We start from the raw sequence: 21,653 nt of genomic DNA on the forward strand, positions 1-21,653 counted from the left end.
ACAGACATTCGACGATGCCGCTCGCTCGCTTGGCCGTCTCTATCCGCCGGGCGAAATCCTTTCGCGCGCCTGGGTACCTGGAAAAGTCCGGATATCTGATTCTTGCCGGAGATTTTTCCGCCTCGGCGAAGGCCGGCGCAAGTCATGTTGTGTCGGTGCGCCGCCGGGGCGAGGCATTGCCGCTTCTGTTTCTCACGTTTTCAAAGCGGCCGGTAGACGCGGTTACGTCGCTCTACTGGCAACCGGGCGGTTGGGAGATTGAGGCGACCGATCTTTGCCTTGACCCGCTCGAGCATTCATTGACGAGGCACTAATGCCGCTTTCTTTCTACAGACAGTCAGCGAAGCCGGAGACTCTCGACGCCGAGGCCCGCACGGTGAGGCTCGTATGGTCGCGGGGAGCGGCGGTCGAGCGTCAAGATTGGGACGGTCCCTTTCTCGAGGTCCTCGATCTCTCTGGCGTAGTCCTCGACCGGCTCCGCAACGCTCCGTTACTCGATACCCACTCTCAATCATCGGTCGACAAAATTCTCGGTCGGGTCCTCGAGGTCGGAATCGAGAATGGCGAGGCTTGGGCTGTTGTCGAGTTTTCGGAGCGGCCGGAGGTCGAGCCAATCTGGCGCGATGTTGCGGCCGGAATCATCGGTAACGTTTCGTGCGGTTATACCGTCCAGGAATGGCAGGAGAGCAGAGACGCCTCCGGCCGACGGATCATGACGGCGGTCAAATGGACGCCGATTGAAATTTCCCTAGTGCCGGTCGCGGCCGATCCGGGCGCGTCCGTTCGTTCTCAACCTCAGGAGCATATCATGCCAGAACCGACTCCCAATCTGCCGGCGGGAAATAGCCCGGCTCCGGCCGTCAGCACGCGCGCGGCGATCAATGCTGAAATCCGAGACATTGTCGAGCTTGCCGGCTTGGACGCCGCATTCTCCAATGAATTGATCGACCGCGAAGCGACGGTCGACGACGCGCGCTCGTCCGCCTTTCAGGCGATGCGCGAGCGTTCGACGCGACCGATCCAGACTCAACGCGTTTCCGTCGGGCAGAGCTTCGATGATCCGGGGTTCCGTTGCCGTGCGATGGGCGAGGCGGTCTATTCGCGGCTCGATCCGAGCCATAACTTGAGCGAGCCGGCGCGGCAGTTTGCCTATATGTCGCTTTCCGATCTGGCGCGGGAAACGCTCCGCGTTCGCGGAATTTCGACGACGGCGCTTTCCAAGGCGGAAATCGTTACGCGGTCGCTTCACACGACGAGTGATTTTGCGACGATCCTCGGTTCAACCGTCGGCCGCTCGCTCCGCAAGGCTTACGAGCTTACCGGCGGCAATCTCAAGAAAGCTGCAAAGCAAACAACAGCGCCGGATTTCCGGACCCGCTACAAGGTGCAACTCGGCGAGGCTCCGACATTGCAGAAGGACAATGAGGACGGCGAGTTCAAGTCGGGCGCAATGGCCGAGGCAAAGGAGTCCTACAAGGTCGACACTTTCGGCCGGATCATCGGGATTTCACGTCAAGCGATTATCAATGATGATCTCGGCGCATTTGCCGATATTTCGACGCGGCTCGGCGTCGCGGCGGCGGCATTCGAGACTCAGACCCTTGTCGACCTCCTGGTCAGCAATAGCGGCTCCGGTCCGACGATGGATGATGGAACCGCGTTGTTCCATTCCACCCATAAGAACCTCGCCGGCTCGGGTGCCGTCATTGGGGAGTCGACGCTCTCGGCGGCTCGTCTGGCGCTTCGCAAACAAACGGGCTTGTCGGGTGGACTGATCGAGGTTGCTCCGAAATACCTCATTGTACCGCCTGATCTCGAAACGACGGCCGAGAAGCAGCTTGCGGCAATCGCGGCGGCCAAAACCAGCGACGTCAATCCGTTCGCCAATCAATTGACGCTCTTGGTCGAGAACCGCTTGACCAGCGCAACTCGCTGGTATGTGACCGCCGATCCGGCGCTCATTGATGGCCTCGAGTACGCCTATCTCGAGGGGCAAGCCGGGCCGCAGATCGAAAGCCGCAATGGATTTGAAATTGACGGCGTTCAGATCAAGGTGCGTGACGATTTCGGGTGCGGCTTCGTGGAGTACCGCTCCTGGTACTCAAATCCGGGAGCCTAACACATGGCGACGATTGCTGAACTCCAAACCATGCGCGAGACGCTCGTTCAAAAACGTTTCGCTGGCATTCGGGAATACACTATCGGCAGTCGTCGCCTCGTCTACCAATCCGACGCCGAAATGGGTGCCGCACTCCAAGAGCTTGATCGACAGATCGCGGCACTCTCCGGCACTCAATCAGTTAGCACCATCGTTTTTCGCACCTCGAAAGGACTATGACCATGAAGAACTTTGTTCAGCCCGGCGAGGTCGTAACGCTCGCCGCTCCCTATGCGGTCGCAAGTGGCGACGGCTTACTCGTCGGCTCGATCTTCGGCGTTGCTTCGGGCGATGCCTCTCTCGCCGCCGACGTCGAAGCGTCGACCGAGGGCGTTTTCGATCTCAAGAAAACGAGCGCCCAGGCGTGGACCATCGGCGCGCTCATCTATTGGGACAACACGGCCAAGGAAGCGACGAACGTTTCCACCAGCAACAAGCTTATCGGTACAGCCATCGCGGCGGCGAGCAACCCAAGCGCGACGGGCCGCGTCCGGCTCAATGGCGCATTCATCAGCTAGGTCTCGGAGAGGCAGACTGTGAGGGCGCGCGGCGCGTCCGACAACAAAAGCATTGTTCGGGCCTCTCGGCTCTTATCCATCGGGCGACTCCAACGCCGAACAATGCAACGCCGCTTTTCAATCTTGACTGACGAGTTGACACTTAGATAGGCCCAAAGCATCATGAGACTCGGTGCTAGAAACACCTCTAAAAGCATAGGCGGACCCCGCCACGACAGACTTGCGGGTATTTTTATGCCCAGATTCCGCTTAGGTCGGGAGTGCGAGGATATAAGGCCGCAAGGCTCGAATAACTCCGCAGGGTCCTATGCCCCTGTTTCTAGCTCCCGGCACCAGCGACGCTCGCTGGCTTGGCCCAATGGCCGCAAATGCAGGAGCAACAGGCAATGAACAAGCAACAAATCGCAGAACTCGACATTCGGCTCTCCGGAGCCAGGTACGCGCTCAAATTAATGAAGCAACATCGCGGCAATGCGGCGGGACGGGACGAGCTTCTCGACGCCGCACAGCATCACTTGCGTGCTGCGATTAAGGCGCTCAGCGCAACCAAGGGAGCGGCAAGCCGCTAATCGCATGAGAGCGAGCCGCGCCCATACCCTACCGCCCAACTGTCCGCCGCGCCTTCTGACGCGGCTGCAAGCGGCGGAGTATCTTTCCGTCTCGCCAACTCATTTCGACAAGATGATAGCGAGCGGTCAGGTTCCCGAGCCGAAAAAACTTTCGGAGGGGCGCAAGGCATGGGATCGGCTCGCTCTCGACTCTTATGTCGACTCACTCGGCAATGCGCCGGATGAATGCAACCCGTGGGACGAGGTCTTAAATGGCACAGCTTCGGCTTAAATTCGTTCACAGGTTCCGGGATCGGCACGGCAAGGTCCGGCACTACTTTCGGCGCAAGGGTTTTAAGGACGTGCCGCTCGCCGGCTTGCCCGGTTCCGAGGTGTTCATGCTTGCCTATCAGGCGGCGCTCGCTGGTGAAACCGCGCCGCGCCTGGAGATTGGGGCCGACAGGTCAAAGCCCGGCACGATTGCCGCTCTAGTTGCTGCTTACTTCGCATCCTCGGATTTTCAAGGTTTGGCTCCATCTACGCGCATCACATATCGAAACATTATTGAGCGTTTTCGGGCCGAGTATGGGGCGCTCCCTGTCAATCGATTGGAGCGCCGCCACATTCGGGCGATGATCGAGAAGCGGGCGAAAACTCCGGCGGCGGCTAACAATTTGCTAAAGCGGATTCGCAGTCTCATTCGGTTCGCGCTTGCTATCGATATGATCGAGGTCGACCCGTCGACTGAGGTTCGCGGAGTCCGGTCGAAGTCTCCCGGCTACCATACGTGGAGCGAGGAAGAAATTTCGCAGTTCGTGGAGCGGCACAAGCCAGGATCGAAGCCTCACCTTGCCCCTTGCGCTTCTACTTATACCGGCCAGCGACGCTCTGACGTCGTCCGAATGGGACGCCAGCATGTTCGCAATGGCGTGCTGTCGATACGGCAACAGAAAACGAAGGCCGTCGTCGAGGTTCCGTTACACCCCGAGCTAGAGGCCGCACTCAAAGCAGCACCGGCCGATGATCTCACTTTTCTCAGAACCGCATTCGGCCAGCCGTTTACGTCGAATGGGTTTGGCAACTGGTTCCGGGAGCGATGCAATGAGGCCGACTTGCCGCGTGAATGTTCATCGCACGGACTGCGGAAGGCGGCAGCGCGGCGCTTGGCCGAGGTCGGTTGCACGACGCACGAAATCGCGGCGATCACCGGTCACGAATCGTTGCGCGAGGTCGAGCGATACACGCGCGCTTTTGACCGGAAAGACGCCGCCATAAGCGCGATGGCGAAGCTCAAAGATGGAACACGGACTCGCAAACCTTGAAACTCGGTTTGCCAAATCGAAGGAATTTCTTATGGAAATCAAAGCATCGATAGAAGGAATGGTGGGCCCGGAGGGACTCGAACCCCCGACAACACCGTTATGAGCGGCGCGTTCTAACCGCTGAACTACGGGCCCCCGAGGCGTGCGGTATGCGCCTCACCCTACCCTTTGCTCATGCCCGTCTCGAGGCGGGCATGAGGCTCAAGGATAGAAAACGGTATCAGGTGTCGAGGAAGCTCCTGAGCTTCCGCGAACGGCTCGGATGCTTGAGCTTGCGCAAGGCCTTCGCCTCGATCTGGCGGATGCGTTCGCGGGTGACCGAGAATTGCTGGCCGACTTCCTCGAGCGTGTGGTCGGTGTTCATGCCGATGCCAAAGCGCATGCGCAACACGCGCTCTTCACGGGCGGTGAGTGTCGCCAGAACACGGGTTGTCGTTTCGCGCAGATTGGCCTGGATGGCGGCATCGAGCGGCAGAACGGCGTTCTTGTCCTCGATGAAATCGCCGAGATGCGAATCTTCCTCGTCGCCGATCGGCGTTTCGAGGGAGATCGGTTCCTTGGCGATCTTCAGGACCTTGCGGACCTTTTCCAGCGGCATCAGCAGCTTCTCTGCCAATTCCTCCGGCGTCGGTTCGCGGCCGATTTCATGCAGCATCTGGCGGCTGGTGCGGACCAGTTTGTTGATCGTCTCGATCATGTGCACCGGGATGCGGATGGTGCGCGCCTGATCGGCGATCGAGCGGGTGATCGCCTGACGGATCCACCAGGTGGCGTAGGTCGAGAACTTGTAGCCGCGGCGATATTCGAACTTATCGACGGCCTTCATCAGGCCGATATTGCCTTCCTGGATGAGATCGAGGAATTGCAGGCCGCGGTTGGTGTATTTCTTGGCGATCGAGATGACGAGACGAAGGTTGGCTTCGACCATTTCCTTCTTGGCACGGCTGGCTTCGCGTTCGCCCTTCTGCACCGTGTTGACGATACGGCGGAAATCGCCGATCGGCAGATTGACGATGCCCGAGATGTCGGCGATGCCTGTGCGGATGGTCTTGGCTTCATCCTTGAAGTCGATGGCGAATTTCTTCCAGCCCTTGCCGGCAAGCTTGCCGACCTTGGCGATCCATTTCGGATCGAGTTCAGCGCCGTAATACTTCTGCAGGAACTCCTCGCGCTTCACGCCGGCCTTCATGGTCTGGCGCATCAGCTGGCCTTCGAGGCCCATCAGGCGACGATTGAGGCCATAGAGCTGGTCGACCAGCGCCTCGATACGGTTGTTGTTGAGGCGCACCGAGCGCATCAGATCAACCATCTCGAGTTTCTGCTTTTCGTAAGATTTCTCCGAGCGCGGATTGAGCACCTCGCCGGCAAGGATCGTCTCCAGGCGTTTTACCTGCACCTTGTCGAGCTTTTTCTGGAGCGCCGCGATCTTGTCGAAGGTCTCCAGGACCTGCGGCATGAGGGTGAGCTCCATCGACGCCAGCGAGACCGCGGCCTCTTCACCTTCCTCGGCATCCGGGTTGGCGGGCTTGGCCTCGCCTTCGACACCCTCGGCTTCGGCCTCGGCTTCCGGCTCCTCGCCTTCGAGCGCTGCTTCGTTCTGGCGCAGCAATTCTTCTTCGGAGAGCGGTGTCCCGCCCATGCTGGCGTCGAGATCGATGATGTCGCGCAGCAGGAGTTCGCCGGCCTTGAGCTTGTCGCGCCATTCGACGATGCAGCGATGGGTGGTCGGGCTTTCGCCGATACCGCCGATCATCATGTCGCGACCGGCCTCGATACGCTTGGCGATGGCGATTTCGCCTTCGCGCGAGAGCAGCTCGACCGAACCCATTTCCCGAAGATACATGCGCACCGGATCATCGGTGCGACCGACATCGCTGTCGTTGAGATTGCCGGCCGGCTTGGCGTCTTCGTCGCCATCGGCGTCGGCTTCCGCCTTCGGCTCGTCTTCGCTTTCCTCGGTGTCGTCGTTTTCGACGACATTGATGCCCATCTCGTTGAGGAGGGCCAGCGTGTCTTCGATCTGCTCCGAGGACATCTGCTCCGGCGGCAGGACAGCATTGAGCTCGTCATAGGTGACGTAGCCGCGCTCCTTGGCCTTGGCGAGCATCTTGCGGACGGCGGCGTTCATGCCATCCATCAAGGGACCTTCTGCGGTCTCTTCCTTGGGCTTCGTTGCGTCGGCCTGGGGTTTCGCGGTCGGTTTGGTTGCCATCTAATCTCACCTGAGCTCTTTGAGCGTCTTAACTCGGTCAGCGCCTTGCGCGCTTCGTACGTCTAAATCTGCCTGGTCACGTCTTGAACAGCGGATCGAACTCGGCGAGATCCAGATCGCGCCGCCGGCTTTCCGCTTCGAGCTTCTGCTGCTGCGCCGCTTGGAAGCGGTCGAGGTTCTCCTGAGACATGTCTTCCTCCAGGGCCCGTGCCGCCGCTTCCAGCTCGACCTCGATCTCGGTCTCGCGCAAAATCGCCATAACGTGCAAAAGCCCCGCCTCAGCCTGGGCAAGCCCGGCTGAAGGAAGGGCAAATCTGATCGCTCCCGTATGCCGAACCAGGGTCTCGATCGGGCCTGAGAAACCTAAGTCCATCAAATGGTTCCTGAGGTCGCTGGCGTCAAGGTCCGGATGTCGGGAGGCGAGGTCTAACAAGGCCCCCTTCAGCTTGTCAAGCTGACGGTCCGGAATGGGGATCAATGCCGCCGCCTCGCCATGGCGGTGCAGCAGGTCGGGATGGTTAATGAGAACTGCCAGCAGCACCTCATAAGGTAGGCGCCTGACCACGGCCGTTCCCCGGCGGGCCGCCTCGCCACCCCCATCAAGGTGCTGGAAGGGTGAGCCGGGCTGGCGAATATTGGCAAATCGCCCAAGGCGTTGCCCGGATAGGGGCCGGGTCCGGACCTGGCCCGCACGCGTCTGGGCCGGGTTGGCGAACATCTGATCGAGGCGGTTCAGCATCTCCCGCCGGTAGTCTTCCATGACCCCTTTGTCGGCAATCCGGTTGATCGCCCCCAAAAGATCGCGGCGGAACCCGCTGCGGCGTTCCGGGGTATCGAGGGTACGGCCGGCCAGAATCTCCGACCAAAGCACGTCGACCAGCGGTTGGGCCTTTTCCAGCACCTGGCGCATGGCGCCCGCCCCGCCCCCGGCACCGCCCCCATTGGCAGGTCCCCGGATGAGATCGTCGGGGTCCTGGCCCTGGGGCAGCCAGGCAAAGCGCAGCGACAGGCCGGGTTTAAGGAGCGGCAGCACGCGCTCGACGCCGCGGGCGGCAGCCTTCTGCCCGGCATTATCGCCATCGAAGCAAAGGATCGGCTCCTGGGCGAAGCGCCAGAGAAGCTGGATATGGTCCTCGGTCAGCGCCGTGCCGAGGGGGGCCACGGCATGGGGAAAGCCGCCCTCAGCCAGTGCGATCACATCCATATAGCCTTCGACGACGATGATCTCGTTCTTGTCGCGAGCCGGTTTCTGGGCGTGGTTGAGATTGTAGAGGGTGCGTCCCTTGTGAAAGAGCGGGGTTTCCGGGGAATTCAGGTATTTGGGCTTCTCATCCCCCAGCGCCCGGCCGCCAAAGGCGATGACCCGGCCCTTCGCATCCATGATCGGGAACATGACCCGGCCGCGGAAGCGGTCATAGACCCGGCCCGTCTCCTCATTCTTCACCAGCATGCCGGATTCGAGGGAGACCGCCTCGGGGATGTTCTCCTTGGCGAGTTTGGATTTCAGCGCTTCGAAGCTGTCAGGTGCGAAGCCCAGACGGAAGCGCTTCATCGTTTCAGGCGTCAAGCCGCGCCTGCGGAAGTAGTCGAGGCCGGCGCGCCCGGCACTGCCGCCCAATTGCGATTCGAAGAATTTGGCGGAGAGTTCCATGACGCCGGCCAGCGTGTCCTGGCGCTCGGCGCGTTCGCGGGCTTCCGGATTGTCGCGCGGGATCTCGAGACCGGCTTCACCGGCGAGCTTTTCAACGGCATCGCGGAACTGCATGCCCTCGGTTTCCATCACGAAGGTGATGACATCGCCATGGGCGCCGCAGCCGAAGCAGTGGTAGGCGGCTCATCCGGCCCTTCATAGACATGAAAGGACGGGCTTTTCTCGTTGTGGAACGGGCAGAGTCCGGTGGCCTGCAGACCGCGGCGGTTGAGGCGCACGCGCCGCCCCACGACATCAAAGATCGAGACGCGGCGGCGCAGCTCTTCCAGGAATTGCGGCAGCAGCGCCATGTGGGATTTTTCCCCTTAGCCGAGCTTCGCCTTCACCAGCGCACCGGCCTTGCCGAAATCGAGCTGACCCGCGAAGCGCTCCTTGAGGAGGCCCATCACCTTGCCCATGTCCTTGATCGAGCTCGCACCGGTCTCGGCGACGATCGCGGCGATCGCAGCCACCGTGTCGGCTTCCGACAATTGCTTGGGCAGATAGCGGTTGATGACGTCGATCTCCGCCTGTTCCTTGGCAGCGAGTTCCGGGCGATTGCCCTTGGTGTACATCTCGATGCTCTCCTGGCGCTGGCGGATCATCTTCTGCAGCATGTCGATGATCTCGGCGTCGGAAATGCCGTTCATGTTGCCGGGACGCGCGGCGATGTCCTTGTCCTTGATGGCGGCGGTGATCAGGCGGAGGCCCGAAAGCGCCTCATCCTTGGCCTTCATGGCCGTTTTGACATCATCATTGATCCGCTGCCGCAGCATGGGCGCCATCCGTTCCGGTGAGGTATAGTGGAAAGGCCGGACACTACAGGATTCGCATTCACGAGTCCATGTGGCTGATAGTCGCCAAGCCCTTGAAAAACCTTGCTATTCTTTTCGAGACGCAGCTTGACGCGGGGGCTGTCACGGAATAGAAACTCCCAACTTGCGGCCAGCGGTCTTTAAGCTGAAGGCGGCTGCCCAGGTTGGCACGCCTCCCTTTTCACGCACGCACGCAAAGGCCCGCGCATGACCGCCGCGACCAAATCCCCACACGCGCCCGCTTATGATGAAGCTCCCATCGCCACGGCGCTCATCGTTCTTGCCGACGGCACCGTGCTGAAGGGCCGAGGGCTGGGCGCCGAGGGCCATGCGGTGGGCGAGATCTGCTTCAATACCTCGATGACCGGCTATCAGGAGATCATGACCGATCCCTCCTATGCCGGGCAGATCATCACCTTCACCTTCCCCCATATCGGCAATGTCGGTGCGAACCCCGAGGATGTCGAAACCCAGCGCGTGGCAGCACGCGGCGCCATCCTCAACCTCGACATCACCGAGCCCTCGAACTGGCGCGCGACCCAGCATTTCGATGCCTGGTTGAAGGCCAACAATCTGTGCGCCATCGCCGGCATCGACACCCGCGCCCTCACCCACCGCATCCGCGATCTGGGTGCGCCGAATGGGGTCATTGCCGTCAACCATGCGGGCAAGTTCGACATTCCGGCATTGGTCAAGGAGGCCAAGTCCTGGCCCGGCCTCGACGGCATGGACCTCGCCAAGGATGTGACCTGCCGCCAGACCTATCATTGGGAAGGTTCCACCTGGCAGCTCCCCGGCGGCTACGCCAATTCGCCCGCAGCGAAGTACAAGGTGGTGGCGATCGATTACGGCGCCAAGGACAACATCCTGCGCTGCCTCTCGGCCGCCGGCTGCGACGTCACCGTGGTGCCGGCGACCGCCAGCACCGATGACGTGCTGCGCCACAAGCCGGACGGCGTGTTCCTCTCCAACGGCCCGGGAGACCCCGCCGCGACCGGCGAATACGCCGTGCCCGTCATTCGCGATCTCATCGCCAAGAATCTGCCGATCTTCGGCATTTGCCTCGGCCACCAGATGCTGGCGCTGGCCTTGGGCGGCAAGACCCGGAAGATGGGCCGCGGTCATCGCGGCGCCAATCATCCGGTCAAGGATCTCGGCACCGGCAAGGTCGAGATCACCAGCCAGAATCACGGCTTCGAAGTGGTGGCGGAGAGCCTGCCCAAGGACGTCATCATCACGCACCGGTCGTTGTTCGACGATTGCGTCGAAGGCTTGGCGATGACCACGAAGCCAGTGTTCTCGGTTCAGTACCACCCGGAAGCGTCACCGGGGCCGCAGGACAGCCATTATCTGTTCAACCGGTTCGTTGAGAATATGGCGAAGAAGTGAATTGCTACATCGCGAAATAACTAGCGCTCCAGCGCCATCACCTGAGATGAATTATGCCCAAACGCACTGATATCAAATCGATCCTCATCATCGGCGCCGGCCCGATCGTCATCGGGCAGGCTTGCGAGTTCGATTATTCCGGGGCACAGGCGTGCAAGGCGCTGCGGGCGGAGGGGTATCGGGTCATCCTGGTGAACTCGAACCCGGCCACCATCATGACCGATCCGGATCTGGCCGACGCAACTTACGTCGAGCCGATCACGCCGGAAGTTGTGGCGAAGATCATCGAGAAGGAACGTCCCGACGCGGTGCTTCCCACCATGGGTGGGCAGACGGCCCTCAACACTGCAATGGCGCTTCACAAATCCGGCAAGCTCGCCGAGCTCGGCGTTGAGCTTATTGGCGCCAATGCGCATGCGATCGACATGGCCGAAGACCGCTTCCTGTTCCGTGAAGCGATGGACCGGATCGGCCTGGAAAGCCCTAAGGGCCGCCAAGTCGAGACCATGGAAGAAGCGATGGAAGCTCTTGAATATGTGGGGCTCCCCGCCATCATCCGTCCGAGCTTCACCCTGGGCGGCACCGGCGGCGGCATTGCGCGATCGCAGGAAGAATTCATCCGCATCATCGAAGGCGGCCTCAAGGCCTCGCCAGTGGGCCAGGTGCTGGTCGAGGAATCGGTGCTCGGCTGGAAAGAGTTCGAGATGGAAGTGGTCCGCGACAAGGCGGACAATTGCATCATCATCTGCTCGATCGAGAACATCGATCCAATGGGTGTCCATACCGGCGATAGCGTGACGGTGGCGCCAGCGCTGACGCTCACCGACAAAGAATACCAGATCATGCGCGACGCCTCGATCGCGGTCTTGCGCGAGATCGGTGTCGATACCGGTGGGTCGAACGTGCAATACGCCGTCAATCCCGAGACGGGCCGCCTGGTCGTCATCGAGATGAATCCGCGTGTGTCGCGGTCATCTGCCCTGGCCTCGAAAGCGACCGGCTTCCCGATCGCCAAGATCGCGGCGAAGCTCGCGGTCGGCTACACGCTGGATGAGTTGAAGAACGACATCACCAAGGTGACGCCGGCATCCTTCGAGCCCACCATCGACTATGTCGTCACCAAGATGCCGCGCTTCACCTTCGAGAAATTCCGCCGGTGCCGAAGCGATCCTTTCCACCTCGATGAAATCGGTCGGCGAAGCGATGGCAATTGGCCGCTCGTTTGCGGAATCGCTGCAGAAGGCGCTGCGCTCCATGGAGACGGGCCTTACCGGCCTCAACGAAGTGGCGCTCGACGGCGACGACAAGCCGACCATCATGGCGCAGCTCGCCAAGCAGACGCCGGACCGCCTGCTGCTCATCGCCCAGGCCTTGCGCCATGGCCTCACCGTCGAGGAGATCCACGAAGCCTCCAAATTCGATCCGTGGTTCATCCGGCAGATCGAGGAGCTGGTCGAAACGGAAGCCCAGGTGAAGGCCAAGGGCCTGCCGAAGACGCGCCCAGGGCCTGATGCGCTTGAAGAAAGCTGGGCTTCTCCGATGCGCGCCTGGCGCAACTTGTCGGTCCGAAACCGGCAGAGGTCACCAAGCTGCGCCTCGGCCTCGACCTGCGTCCGGTCTACAAACGCATCGACACCTGCGCTGCCGAATTCGCCTCGCCCACAGCCTATATGTATTCCTGCTACGAGGGCGACGGCGTTGAGCCGGCCGAGAACGAGGCGAAGCCCACCGACCGCAAGAAGGTCATGATCCTGGGCGGTGGCCCCAACCGCATCGGCCAAGGCATCGAGTTCGACTATTGCTGCGTCCATGCGGCTTACGCGCTGAAAGAAGCCGGCATCGAGACCATCATGGTCAATTGCAATCCGGAGACCGTGTCGACCGATTACGACACGTCGGACCGGCTCTATTTCGAGCCGCTGACCGCCGAGGACGTGATCGAAATCGCGCGCGTCGAGCAGAGCAAAGGCACGTTGCTGGGCTGCATCGTGCAGTTCGGCGGGCAGACACCGCTGAAGCTTGCGGCCGCTTTGGAAGCTGCGCATATTCCCATTCTCGGCACCTCGCCGGATGCCATCGATCTGGCCGAGGACCGCGAGCGATTCCAGCAATTGCTGCACAAGCTCAAACTGCGCCAGCCGAAGAACGGCATCGCCCGCTCGACCGAGGAAGCTGAAGCCATCGCCAGTGAAGTCGGCTATCCGGTCGTCATCCGCCCGTCTTATGTGCTGGGCGGCCGCGCCATGGAGATCGTCCATGAAATCGGCCAGCTGCGCCGCTATATGCGCACGGCCGTCCAGGTCTCCGGCGACAATCCGGTCCTGATCGACTCCTATCTCGAGGATGCGATCGAGGTCGATGTGGATGCGCTGGCGGACGGGACCGACGTCTACGTCGCCGGCATCATGGAACATATCGAAGAGGCCGGCATCCATTCCGGCGATTCCGCCTGCGCGTTGCCGCCGCATACCTTGCCTTTGCAGGTGATTGCGGAGTTGCGCCGCCAGTCGGAGAGCCTCGCCATCGGCCTCAATGTCGTGGGACTCATGAACGTGCAGTTCGCGATCAAGGGCGCCGACATCTATGTGCTGGAGGTCAATCCGCGCGCCAGCCGCACGGTGCCCTTCGTCGCCAAGGCGACCGGCCTGCCGATCGCCAAGATCGCGGCCCGGGTCATGGCTGGCGAGAAACTGAAATCCTTCGACCTTAATACCAGCCTGCGCCACCATGTCGCGGTCAAGGAAGCGGTGTTTCCGTTCGCCCGCTTCCCCGGTGTCGACATCATCCTGGGGCCGGAGATGCGCTCGACCGGCGAGGTGATGGGTCTCGACTCCAACTTCGCCCGCGCTTTCCTCAAGGCGCAGATGGGCGCCGGCGTCCATCTGCCGAAAAGTGGCACGGTCTTCATCTCGGTCAAGGACAAGGACAAGCCCAGCATTGTCGGCGCCACCAAATGCTTGCTGGATATGGGTTTTGACATCTGTGCGACACCGGGCACGGCGGCTTACCTGCGCAACCAGAACCTCAACGTCCGGGCGATCAACAAAGTGCACCAGGGATCGCCCCATATTGTCGAAGCCATGCAACGTGGCGAAATCAAACTGGTATTCAACACCGTGGCGGGCAACAAGGCGGTCGGTGATAGTTTCAGCTTGCGTCGCGCGGCCCTGATGGGACAGATTCCCTATTACACGACCCTATCCGGGGCCGTGGCGGCGGTTGATGCCTGTGGCGCGTTGGCTGCCGGGGAGCTTGCAGTCGCGCCTCTGCAATCGTACTTTAAGACCTGAACGGGAAAAACGACCGGTAATAGTTAACGGTCGACCAGGGCGTAGCCTAGGGATTGTCTGGGGCCTGGTTCCAACGCACATGTCAGGCTCACCGGGTAGCGACGCGGATCTCTTCAAACAGAGCCGGGCTGCGCCCGAGGGGCTCTTTTGCTTTTTTGCTATGGATTTGACCATGTTGAAGATACCGATGACCGAGGATGGCTTTGTCCGCCTCGAAGAAGAGTTGAAGCAGCTGAAGTCGGTCGAGAGGCCGGCCATCATCCGTGCCATCGCGGAAGCGCGCGAGCATGGCGATCTCTCGGAAAACGCCGAGTATCACGCCGCGCGCGAACGCCAGTCTTTCATAGAGGGCCGCGTGATGGAGCTCGAGGACAAGATCTCGCGCGCCGAAATCATCGACGTCTCCAAATTGACCGGCAAGCAGGTCAAATTCGGCGCCACGGTGACCCTCATTGACGAAGATACCGACGAAAAGACGGTCTACCAGATCGTCGGCGAGGACGAGGCCGACATCAAATCGCGCCGCCTTGCCGTGACGGCGCCGCTCGCCCGAGCCCTCATCAACAAATCGGTCGGCGAAACGGTCGAGGTGACGACGCCCGGCGGCTCAAAATCGTATGAGATCGCCAAGGTGCAATTCAAGTAGACCGAGTTCCCATGACTATGTTCAGCGGCCGCCGGATCAACACGATCCTGGCGGCCGTTTTCTTGTGCGGGATCAGCTTGCCGGCGCAGGCCGACGGTGCGCGCTATGTCCTCTCGCTGTCCTGGCAGCCGACCTTCTGCGACAGCGACGCTGGTGCCAGCAAGTCGGAATGCAGCGGATTGGATGAGGGTGATTGGGCCGCCAGCCATTTCACCCTGCATGGATTGTGGCCCAATGCCGACCGCAACGGCGACGGCCGGCTGGATGAAGCTGATGACTATTGCCTGCCGCCGGAGAGCCGCGCACAAGCCATCGCACAGGACCGGGCCGATTGGGCAAAACTGCCAGCGGTGCGGCTGCCGCCGGATCTGCAGCAACGGCTGACCCAGATCATGCCGGGTACCGTCTCTCGGCTGGAGCGGCATCAATGGATCAAACACGGCAGTTGCAGCGGTCTATCAATGCCCCGGTATTTCGGCGCGGCAGTGTCGCTGGCCGAGGCGATGGCCGAGACAGACTTCAACAACCTAGTTGCCGCTGCTGCCGGTGAGGATATCGCGCGGCGCGACCTCCTTGCCGCCTTTGCAACGGAATTCGGCAAAGGCAGCGAGCGGGCGCTGCAACTGGTTTGCCGCAAGGATGCGGGCCTCTCGGTATTGAGTGAGGTTCGCCTGCACTTGCGCGCGGATGCTGTCGAGAAGGAGCTCTCGGCGTGGTCATTGGAGACAGGCAGGGTCGCGAAGGGAAGTTGCCCGGCACTCTTTCGGATAAAAGCGGCAAACTAACGGCGCCATTCCCAAACGAAAACCCCGCCACCTTGCGGCAGCGGGGTTCTGCACCAATCGACCCGAGGGTCGATCGATAAGCTTACATCGGGTTGGCGAGTTCCGCGTCGTAAAGGGCCAGGAGTGCCTTTACTTCGTCCGAATCGCAGCCATTGTTCCACACCAGTACGCGGGTGTCGGACTTCGCGGCTTCGATCAGCGTCAGGCGCTCACCGGCCGGAATTTCATAGTTGATCTTCTTGTCGACATAGGTGGCAACCTTGCTCCAGGCAGCCGGATCCAGCGTCATTTCACGGCAGATTTCCGCAGCGCGGATCGCCTGATGATATTGGCTGTAGATCGCGGTCTGGTCCTGAGCGGCGGCAAAGCCTGCCGCACCCATCACACTTCCCGCCACCAGGGCTGCCGCCGACAGGCGGATCACGAAACTCTTTGACATGGTTGGATATCCCTCTTTTGAGCCCATGGAATGCAAAACCGGCCTTAGTCTCGTGCGGCCGGGCGTAGAATTCAACAGGAATTTGCCGAAATACCGGGGCAATAACGCGATGGGCGAGCCCAGGTTCCCGAGTTAGGGGCCTAAAATAGCGATTTGGCCCCAACACAATGACCTCAGGCGCCGCTTCACCCCGACTCGGCTCCCGATGGCTATGATAACAGACTATTCAGTGTGTTTCAGACTCAGCAAAAGGTCACGCCATGCGCCGCACCAGCCGTTTTCGCCAGTTGATCGACAGCTCAGAAATCCTGGTCCTGCCCGGCGCCCATGACGCCCTCTCGGTCCGCATGATCGAGCTTGCCGGCTTCGAGGCATTCACCGCCGGCGGCTATGCTGCAACTGCGACATTGCTCGGTGCTCCCGATATCGGGCAGCTCGGCCTCGCCGAAATGGCCGATCATTATGCGCGCCTGTGTGACACCACGCCGCTGCCGATCCTGGCCGATGCCGATACCGGCTATGGCTCGACCATCAATGTTGCCCGCACCTTGCGCGCTTATGAGCGGGCGGGCGTCGCCGCCCTCTTCATTGAAGATCAGGTGGCGCCAAAGCGCTGCGGCCATATGGAGGGCAAGCGCGTCGTTCCAGTAACCGAGATGGTAGCCAAGATAAAGTCGGCGACCGATGCACGCGTCGACCAGGATCTCGTGATCATGGCGCGGACCGATGCGCGTGCGATCGAAGGCCTGGAGGCAGCGATCGAGCGCGCGCAGATCTACCGCGAAGCTGGCGCTGACCTCATTTTCGTCGAGGCGCCCTTGACCGCGGATGAAATGGCACGCATCTGCAGCGAGATCCCGGCGCCCTGCATGGCCAACAATGTCGAGGGCGGGAAGACGCCATTGCTTTCGGCGGCCCAGCTAGAAGATATCGGTTATGCCTGCGTGGCCTTTCCGGTGGCGGCCACCTATGCCATCGCCAATACGTTGCGGCGTCTCTATGCGACCTTACGCGAGAGTGGCGAAACGGCGTCCCTGCAGGGCGAAATGCTCAATTTCTCGGCCTTTCACGACATCGTCCGCCTGCCCGCCTTGCGCGAAATGGAACGCGGATGTGACGGATATGCGCGCGACCTTCTCGAGAAGGTCGCGGCCCGCTCCGTCGACTAGGGGCGCCTGTTGACCGGATTGAGTTCTGGAATGACGTAGCGATCGAAATCGTCATACGCTTCGATAGCGATGAAGGATCCTGCCGGATCATCGCCACGCCACAGAGGCAGAACTGCGAGTCCGACCAGTCGAAAGCGGACGCGGAATGGACTCTGTTCTATGTTGCCCAGCAGAAGGAAGGGCAGGATCGGCTTGATGGCGCTGGGGTCGACGTCGGTGCGTCGCATTTGCCGACCATCCGCGATCCCGGCACGCCAATAGTCGAACAGGCGACGCGTGGATGGCATTCTGGCCTGGCCCATATCCTCGAAGCGTTGAAAGCCCGGCGGCAGGTCGCGCATAGTTGTTCAAATCGCGCTGGCTGGTACCCCGCATTTAGCCAGCCAATCCAGCACCCGCGCGGCGTTGACGCCAAGGTCGCCATGGCCGTAATTGGACCGGCTGTAGATGGCAAGGCCGGCCGCGTCCCCGCCAACCGGCGTTATGGCAATGTTGACGGTGTCTGGGAAGCGAAACAGGCGGGAACGCTGCACGAACACGAGTTTGAGACCCGAAGCGTCCCGCGCCACGAGCTCGGTGCGCGGCTCCCGTGACAGCGTCTCGACCACCTTTGCTGACAGCGTCGCGGCCGCGAGTGGCACCGTCCCGGTGACAAGATCGACCTTTGCCGGGCAAGACCCAGCCGGACATGCCAGCGCGTCGTTGGGCGTGCTCGACCGGGTCAAGGTCGAAAAGTCGATGAAATCTGTGTCGGCGGAGCAGCCCGCGCCAAGGAAGCAGAAACAGCAGAGCAGGCCCAGCAGGGGGCGACGGCGAAATTTGGGCGTTTGGTCTGGCAAGGTCATGGTGGCGGCATCCATCGGCAGAATGGCGGCCTTTATTGCAGATGCCCCGGCCCTTGGCCAGCATCGGCGGAATCGCGCCGCGCTTGATCCAGGAAGGGCGAATTCGGACGCAAGGGATAACTGCTTTGCCAATCACGGTTCCGGCGCTGCAGATACTTCAGAGCGGCCACAAAATCGCGCGCAAGATCGAAAAATACAGGCGGTGTCATTATATCGCCCCGGACAAAGGGAGCGTTGCGCCAGTGCAGGCATTGAATACTGGTCGCCAGCCCGACCATGGCCAGGAAGGGTGTGACCTCCACCGCCCAAAGCTGCAGCAGCGCTTGGTCTATCAGTCCCAGGATGGGGGCTGCCACGGCCAGATTGGCCAGGGCGCCGACGAACCCGGTCCGCCAAAGGGCCCCCTTGAGCGCGCCGGCTACTGCCTGCAGGCGACCGGACCACAATCCCCGGTCCTGGCAGAACTGGGCCAGGAACGCACTGCCGAAGAATAGGAGAAGCAAGGCGGCTGCTTCCCACCAGCCGCGGCTGACCGCGGCAAGCGCCGCAATCCAGATCAACAAATGGAATAGGGCCCAGCCAATAGCCAGCGCACCGCGCCAGAGCGGTCCTATGACACAGAGAAGTTCGCGCTTCAGCGACACGAATTTGATCCACAGTCACTGGCACCGCGCGCTTGCGTGCCCCGTTCATCGGATCATTATCGCCGATTAGTGGAAAACCATCAACAAGACCGCATTAGGCCGGCCGCGCTCACTCCTCGCGGAAGGCGCGGTTCCAGCTATCCGTGATGGGCGAGGTGAAATAGTCGATGGCCCGGCGCGGACCTGTCGCGATCAGGACCTCGGCCGGCATGCCGGGATAGGGCACCACATGCATACCCGCCGGAATGCTGCTGAGATCCATGCGGACGCGTGCGATGTAATAGGCAACTCCCGACCGTTCATCGACCAGCCGATCGGCCGACACGTTGGTTACCACCCCGTCGATTGCGGGCACCCGGCGTTGCTTGTAGGCCAGCAGCTTCACTTCCGCCGGCAAGCCCACGCGCACGGTGTCGATATCTTCGGTCTTCACCTTGACCTCGACCATCAACTGCTCATCCTGCGGCACGATGTCGAGCACCGGCTTGCCCGGCTCGATCACGGCACCGGCGCCGAAGACCTGGAGATTGACGACGCGCCCACCTTGCGGCGCCCGCAGATCCTGGCGCTTGAGGACATCCTCAAGCCCAGCGAGGCGACCGACATAATCGGTGCCTTCCATCAGCACCTGCTGCAGTTCGGCATTCACTTCAGTGGCCCTGGTCGAGCGCAGCGTCTCGATTTCGATGCGCATGCCGGCGATTATCTCGCCAGCCCGCGCGATGTTCGACTTCAGTTCGCCGATCCGGCCGCCCAATTGCGCCGCGTCACTTTCCAACCCGCGCAGACGTGGAATCTCGGTAAGACCCTTTTTGTAGAGCTCGCGAATGCTGACCAGCTGCTTCTCGTTGATCTCGCGCATCTCGCGCGTGGCTGCGATCTGACTCTGATAGCCGTTGATCTCGTTCTCGGTCTCGGCAATCTTCTTGAGCCGCATGCTGGTGCCCTCGTCGAAGGCTGACCACCGCGCATCGAGGAGCGATTTCTGGGAGGCCATCAGCACTTTCACCGCCGACTCATCGGCCTGTGCCAGCAATTCCGGCGGGAAGACAATCTCGCGGCGTCCCTCCTGTTCTGCCGTCAGGCGCGCAATCCGGGCAAGGCGCGAGTAGTGCTCCATATGCAACTGATTGATCTGTGCCTGCACCTGGGTCGGATCGAGGCGCAACAGGATATCCCCTGCCTTCACCTGATCGCCGTCGCGCACCAGCAATTCCTGGATGATGCCACCTTCAAGATGCTCAACGGACTTCTTGTTGCTGTCGACCACAACCGTGCCATCGGCGACAGCGGCGCGGTCGAGCGATGCCAGGATGCTCCACAGCAGGAATCCGCCAAAGCCGAGTGCCACCACCGTGAATCCGACGATCACATAACGGCGCAGGCTGGGCTCCGGATAGATCAGGTTAGAGTGGCCGATTTCCATGACGCTCATGACTTCACCAACCTCGCCACACTGGATGCCGGTGTCAGGGCGCCCTCGCCCTTTCCCGATGCCGTGACCGAGCGCAAGACATCGGCGCGCGGTCCAAACTGTGCCATCCCGCCTTCCCGCAGAACGAGCAACTTGTCGCACACGCCGACAATCGAGGGACGATGTGTGATGAGGACGATGGTCGTACCATCGGCCTTGGCTGCCGCCAGAGCATTCATGAGAGCCTGCTCGCCAGTCTGATCGAGATTGGCATTGGGTTCGTCAAGCACAATGAAGGCAGGATCACCGAACAATGCACGTGCCAGACCGATGCGCTGGCGCTGGCCGCCACTCAATGAATATCCTTGCTCGCCGATCTCGGTGTCATAACCGTGCGGCAACGTACCGATCGTCTCATGGACATCGGCGCGTCGTGCCGCCGCTACGACCTTGGCCGGCTCCGCCTCGCCCATATGTGCGATATTCTCGCGCACAGTCCCTTCCAACAGCGAAACCGACTGCGGCAAATAGCCCACGGCGGTGCCAAAGGAAGCACGATCCCAATTGATCACGTTCTGGCCGTCGAGGTAGACAGCACCCTGGGTTGGCTTCCAGACACCAACCAGCAGCCGCGCGAGAGTCGACTTGCCGGCAGCAGACGGTCCAATGACGCCCAATACTTCGCCGGGTTCGAGCGAGAAAGTAACGTTGCGCAGCACCGCGCGATCAGAACCGGGCGGGATAAAGCCGAGGCGGTCCACCACCAGGCGCCCTTCCGCGTTGGTCAGCGCCATGCCGGCCGGCCGCGTTTCCACCCGACCGATGAGGTCCCTGAGACGCGTATAGGCAGAGCGCGCAAACACCCATTGCCGCCAGCCCTCGATAAGGTGGTCGAACGGCAACAGCATGCGCCCCATGATAATCGACGCGGCCACCATCGTGCCCGGCGATGCCATGCGTTCGATCACCAGAATGGCGCCAGCCGACATCATCGCGATCTGCAGCATGTAGCGGAGGGTCTTGGACAGGGCCGACATGGCCCGGCCACGTCGGTTGCCTTCGTCGAGACCCTGCAGGACCTTGTACTGACCCTGCTCCCAGCGGCGGGCAATTGCCGGCAGCATGCCCATGGCCTGGATAACCTCGGCATTGCGCAAAGCGGCCGAGGTCTGGCTGGTACTCTTCATCGCCGCTTCATTGGCTTCGGTCAGTGGCCGGCGCGCCACCAGCTCCATGGCAAGGCTCAGGGTCACCAGCATGGTCGCCGCACCCACGGCAATGACACCGTAAACCCAGTGCAGCATGAACAAAACGGCAAGAAAGAGAGGCACGAACATCGCCTCGAACGGGACACTGACCGCCGAACCAGTCAGGAATTGACGCAGATCGCTCAGATCACGCAGCGCCTGACCAGGGTGGTTGTTGTGACCGTCAAGATTGTCGCTGACCGCAGCTTCAAGCGTCGGCGCATTCAAGCGACGCGCAAGGCGATCACCCAGAACATGATAGACTCGGCTGCGGATATATTCGAGAGCGCCCAGCAGGATCAGGCCGCCGGCCGCAACCACGATCAGCATGGTGAGCGTATCCAGGCTGCGACTGCCCAGCACGCGGTCATAGACCTGCACCATGAACAACGGCACGATCAGCTGGCAGATGCAAATGAAGAAGGTCAGGAAGCCGACAAAGGCAAGCCCACCACGAAGAGCCCGGATCGCCGCTTCGAAGGGATTGTTGCGCAGGCTGGCCTGGGTCTTTTTACCCGCCAT

General features: G+C 61.3%; 20 protein-coding genes, 1 tRNA gene and 1 pseudogene. 11 read left to right on the forward strand and 11 right to left on the reverse strand.

Features of this window, described 5'->3' with window-relative positions:
- Positions 1-14: 14 nt before the first annotated feature.
- From IPK59_19580 to IPK59_19605, 6 genes are all read left to right on the forward strand, one after another.
- The gene (locus IPK59_19580; protein ID MBK8160865.1) at positions 15-314 is read left to right on the forward strand and encodes a hypothetical protein; all 300 of its coding nucleotides are present in this window, start codon (positions 15-17) and stop codon (positions 312-314) included.
- Complete coding sequence (locus IPK59_19585; protein MBK8160866.1) at positions 314-2,119, forward strand: Mu-like prophage major head subunit gpT family protein; 1,806 nt, start codon at positions 314-316, stop codon at positions 2,117-2,119. The genes IPK59_19580 and IPK59_19585 overlap by 1 nt, the downstream gene beginning before the upstream one ends.
- A 3-nt stretch (positions 2,120-2,122) precedes the next feature.
- On the forward strand, positions 2,123-2,338 hold the full coding sequence (locus tag IPK59_19590) for a hypothetical protein (GenBank protein MBK8160867.1): 216 nt from the start codon (positions 2,123-2,125) through the stop codon (positions 2,336-2,338).
- 2 nt (positions 2,339-2,340) lie between these two features.
- Complete coding sequence (locus tag IPK59_19595) at positions 2,341-2,676, forward strand: DUF2190 family protein (protein ID MBK8160868.1); 336 nt, start codon at positions 2,341-2,343, stop codon at positions 2,674-2,676.
- A gap of 386 nt (positions 2,677-3,062) precedes the next feature.
- Positions 3,063-3,245 (forward strand): hypothetical protein, encoded by a 183-nt coding sequence (locus IPK59_19600; GenBank protein MBK8160869.1) that lies wholly within the window; start codon positions 3,063-3,065, stop codon positions 3,243-3,245.
- Between the two features lie 251 nt (positions 3,246-3,496).
- Positions 3,497-4,546 carry a tyrosine-type recombinase/integrase gene (locus IPK59_19605; protein MBK8160870.1) on the forward strand — a complete coding sequence of 350 codons (1,050 nt, stop codon included), beginning with the start codon at positions 3,497-3,499 and terminating at the stop codon, positions 4,544-4,546.
- 59 nt (positions 4,547-4,605) lie between these two features.
- Here the strand turns inward: IPK59_19605 and IPK59_19610 are convergent.
- The 5 genes from IPK59_19610 to IPK59_19630 form a co-directional block, all read right to left on the reverse strand.
- Positions 4,606-4,681, reverse strand: a tRNA-Met gene (locus IPK59_19610).
- 85 nt (positions 4,682-4,766) lie between these two features.
- The gene (gene rpoD, locus IPK59_19615; GenBank protein MBK8160871.1) at positions 4,767-6,758 is read right to left on the reverse strand and encodes an RNA polymerase sigma factor RpoD; all 1,992 of its coding nucleotides are present in this window, start codon (positions 6,756-6,758) and stop codon (positions 4,767-4,769) included.
- 76 nt (positions 6,759-6,834) lie between these two features.
- Complete coding sequence (locus tag IPK59_19620) at positions 6,835-8,550, reverse strand: DNA primase (protein ID MBK8160872.1); 1,716 nt, start codon at positions 8,548-8,550, stop codon at positions 6,835-6,837.
- Entirely contained in the window at positions 8,538-8,759 is a 222-nt protein-coding gene (locus IPK59_19625) for a hypothetical protein (protein ID MBK8160873.1), read from the reverse strand. Before IPK59_19625 ends, IPK59_19620 begins: the two co-directional genes overlap by 13 nt.
- Before the next feature lie 15 nt (positions 8,760-8,774).
- Positions 8,775-9,224, reverse strand: a complete 450-nt coding sequence (locus IPK59_19630; GenBank protein MBK8160874.1) for a GatB/YqeY domain-containing protein — start codon at positions 9,222-9,224, stop codon at positions 8,775-8,777.
- A 246-nt stretch (positions 9,225-9,470) separates the two neighbouring features.
- On the opposite strand from IPK59_19630, the gene carA reads away from it, so the two are divergent.
- From carA to IPK59_19650, 4 genes and pseudogenes are all read left to right on the forward strand, one after another.
- The gene (carA, locus tag IPK59_19635; protein ID MBK8160875.1) at positions 9,471-10,652 is read left to right on the forward strand and encodes a glutamine-hydrolyzing carbamoyl-phosphate synthase small subunit; all 1,182 of its coding nucleotides are present in this window, start codon (positions 9,471-9,473) and stop codon (positions 10,650-10,652) included.
- Positions 10,653-10,705: 53 nt separating this feature from the next.
- A pseudogene (gene carB, locus IPK59_19640) lies at positions 10,706-13,942 on the forward strand (carbamoyl-phosphate synthase large subunit).
- Positions 13,943-14,114: 172 nt separating this feature from the next.
- Entirely contained in the window at positions 14,115-14,588 is a 474-nt protein-coding gene (gene greA, locus IPK59_19645) for a transcription elongation factor GreA (protein ID MBK8160876.1), read from the forward strand.
- Positions 14,589-14,599: 11 nt separating this feature from the next.
- On the forward strand, positions 14,600-15,373 hold the full coding sequence (locus IPK59_19650) for a hypothetical protein (protein MBK8160877.1): 774 nt from the start codon (positions 14,600-14,602) through the stop codon (positions 15,371-15,373).
- An 82-nt stretch (positions 15,374-15,455) separates the two neighbouring features.
- On the opposite strand, the gene IPK59_19655 is transcribed toward IPK59_19650, so the two are convergent.
- Entirely contained in the window at positions 15,456-15,812 is a 357-nt protein-coding gene (locus tag IPK59_19655) for a hypothetical protein (GenBank protein ID MBK8160878.1), read from the reverse strand.
- A gap of 260 nt (positions 15,813-16,072) precedes the next feature.
- On the opposite strand from IPK59_19655, the gene IPK59_19660 reads away from it, so the two are divergent.
- Positions 16,073-16,981: an oxaloacetate decarboxylase gene (locus tag IPK59_19660; GenBank protein ID MBK8160879.1), complete on the forward strand. Its 909-nt coding sequence runs from the start codon at positions 16,073-16,075 to the stop codon at positions 16,979-16,981.
- On the opposite strand, the gene IPK59_19665 is transcribed toward IPK59_19660, so the two are convergent.
- The 5 genes from IPK59_19665 to IPK59_19685 form a co-directional block, all read right to left on the reverse strand.
- Positions 16,978-17,322, reverse strand: coding sequence for a PAS domain-containing protein (locus IPK59_19665; protein MBK8160880.1), 345 nt, complete (start codon positions 17,320-17,322; stop codon positions 16,978-16,980). The two genes, IPK59_19660 and IPK59_19665, sit on opposite strands and share 4 nt — an antisense overlap.
- A gap of 6 nt (positions 17,323-17,328) precedes the next feature.
- Entirely contained in the window at positions 17,329-17,826 is a 498-nt protein-coding gene (locus tag IPK59_19670) for a DUF1499 domain-containing protein (GenBank protein MBK8160881.1), read from the reverse strand.
- A 32-nt stretch (positions 17,827-17,858) separates the two neighbouring features.
- Positions 17,859-18,470 carry a hypothetical protein gene (locus IPK59_19675; GenBank protein ID MBK8160882.1) on the reverse strand — a complete coding sequence of 204 codons (612 nt, stop codon included), beginning with the start codon at positions 18,468-18,470 and terminating at the stop codon, positions 17,859-17,861.
- A gap of 109 nt (positions 18,471-18,579) precedes the next feature.
- On the reverse strand, positions 18,580-19,905 hold the full coding sequence (locus IPK59_19680) for an HlyD family type I secretion periplasmic adaptor subunit (protein ID MBK8160883.1): 1,326 nt from the start codon (positions 19,903-19,905) through the stop codon (positions 18,580-18,582).
- Positions 19,902-21,653: a type I secretion system permease/ATPase gene (locus IPK59_19685; GenBank protein ID MBK8160884.1), complete on the reverse strand. Its 1,752-nt coding sequence runs from the start codon at positions 21,651-21,653 to the stop codon at positions 19,902-19,904. Before IPK59_19685 ends, IPK59_19680 begins: the two co-directional genes overlap by 4 nt.

This window comes from Rhodospirillaceae bacterium (assembly GCA_016712715.1).
Lineage (GTDB): Bacteria > Pseudomonadota > Alphaproteobacteria > Dongiales > Dongiaceae > Dongia.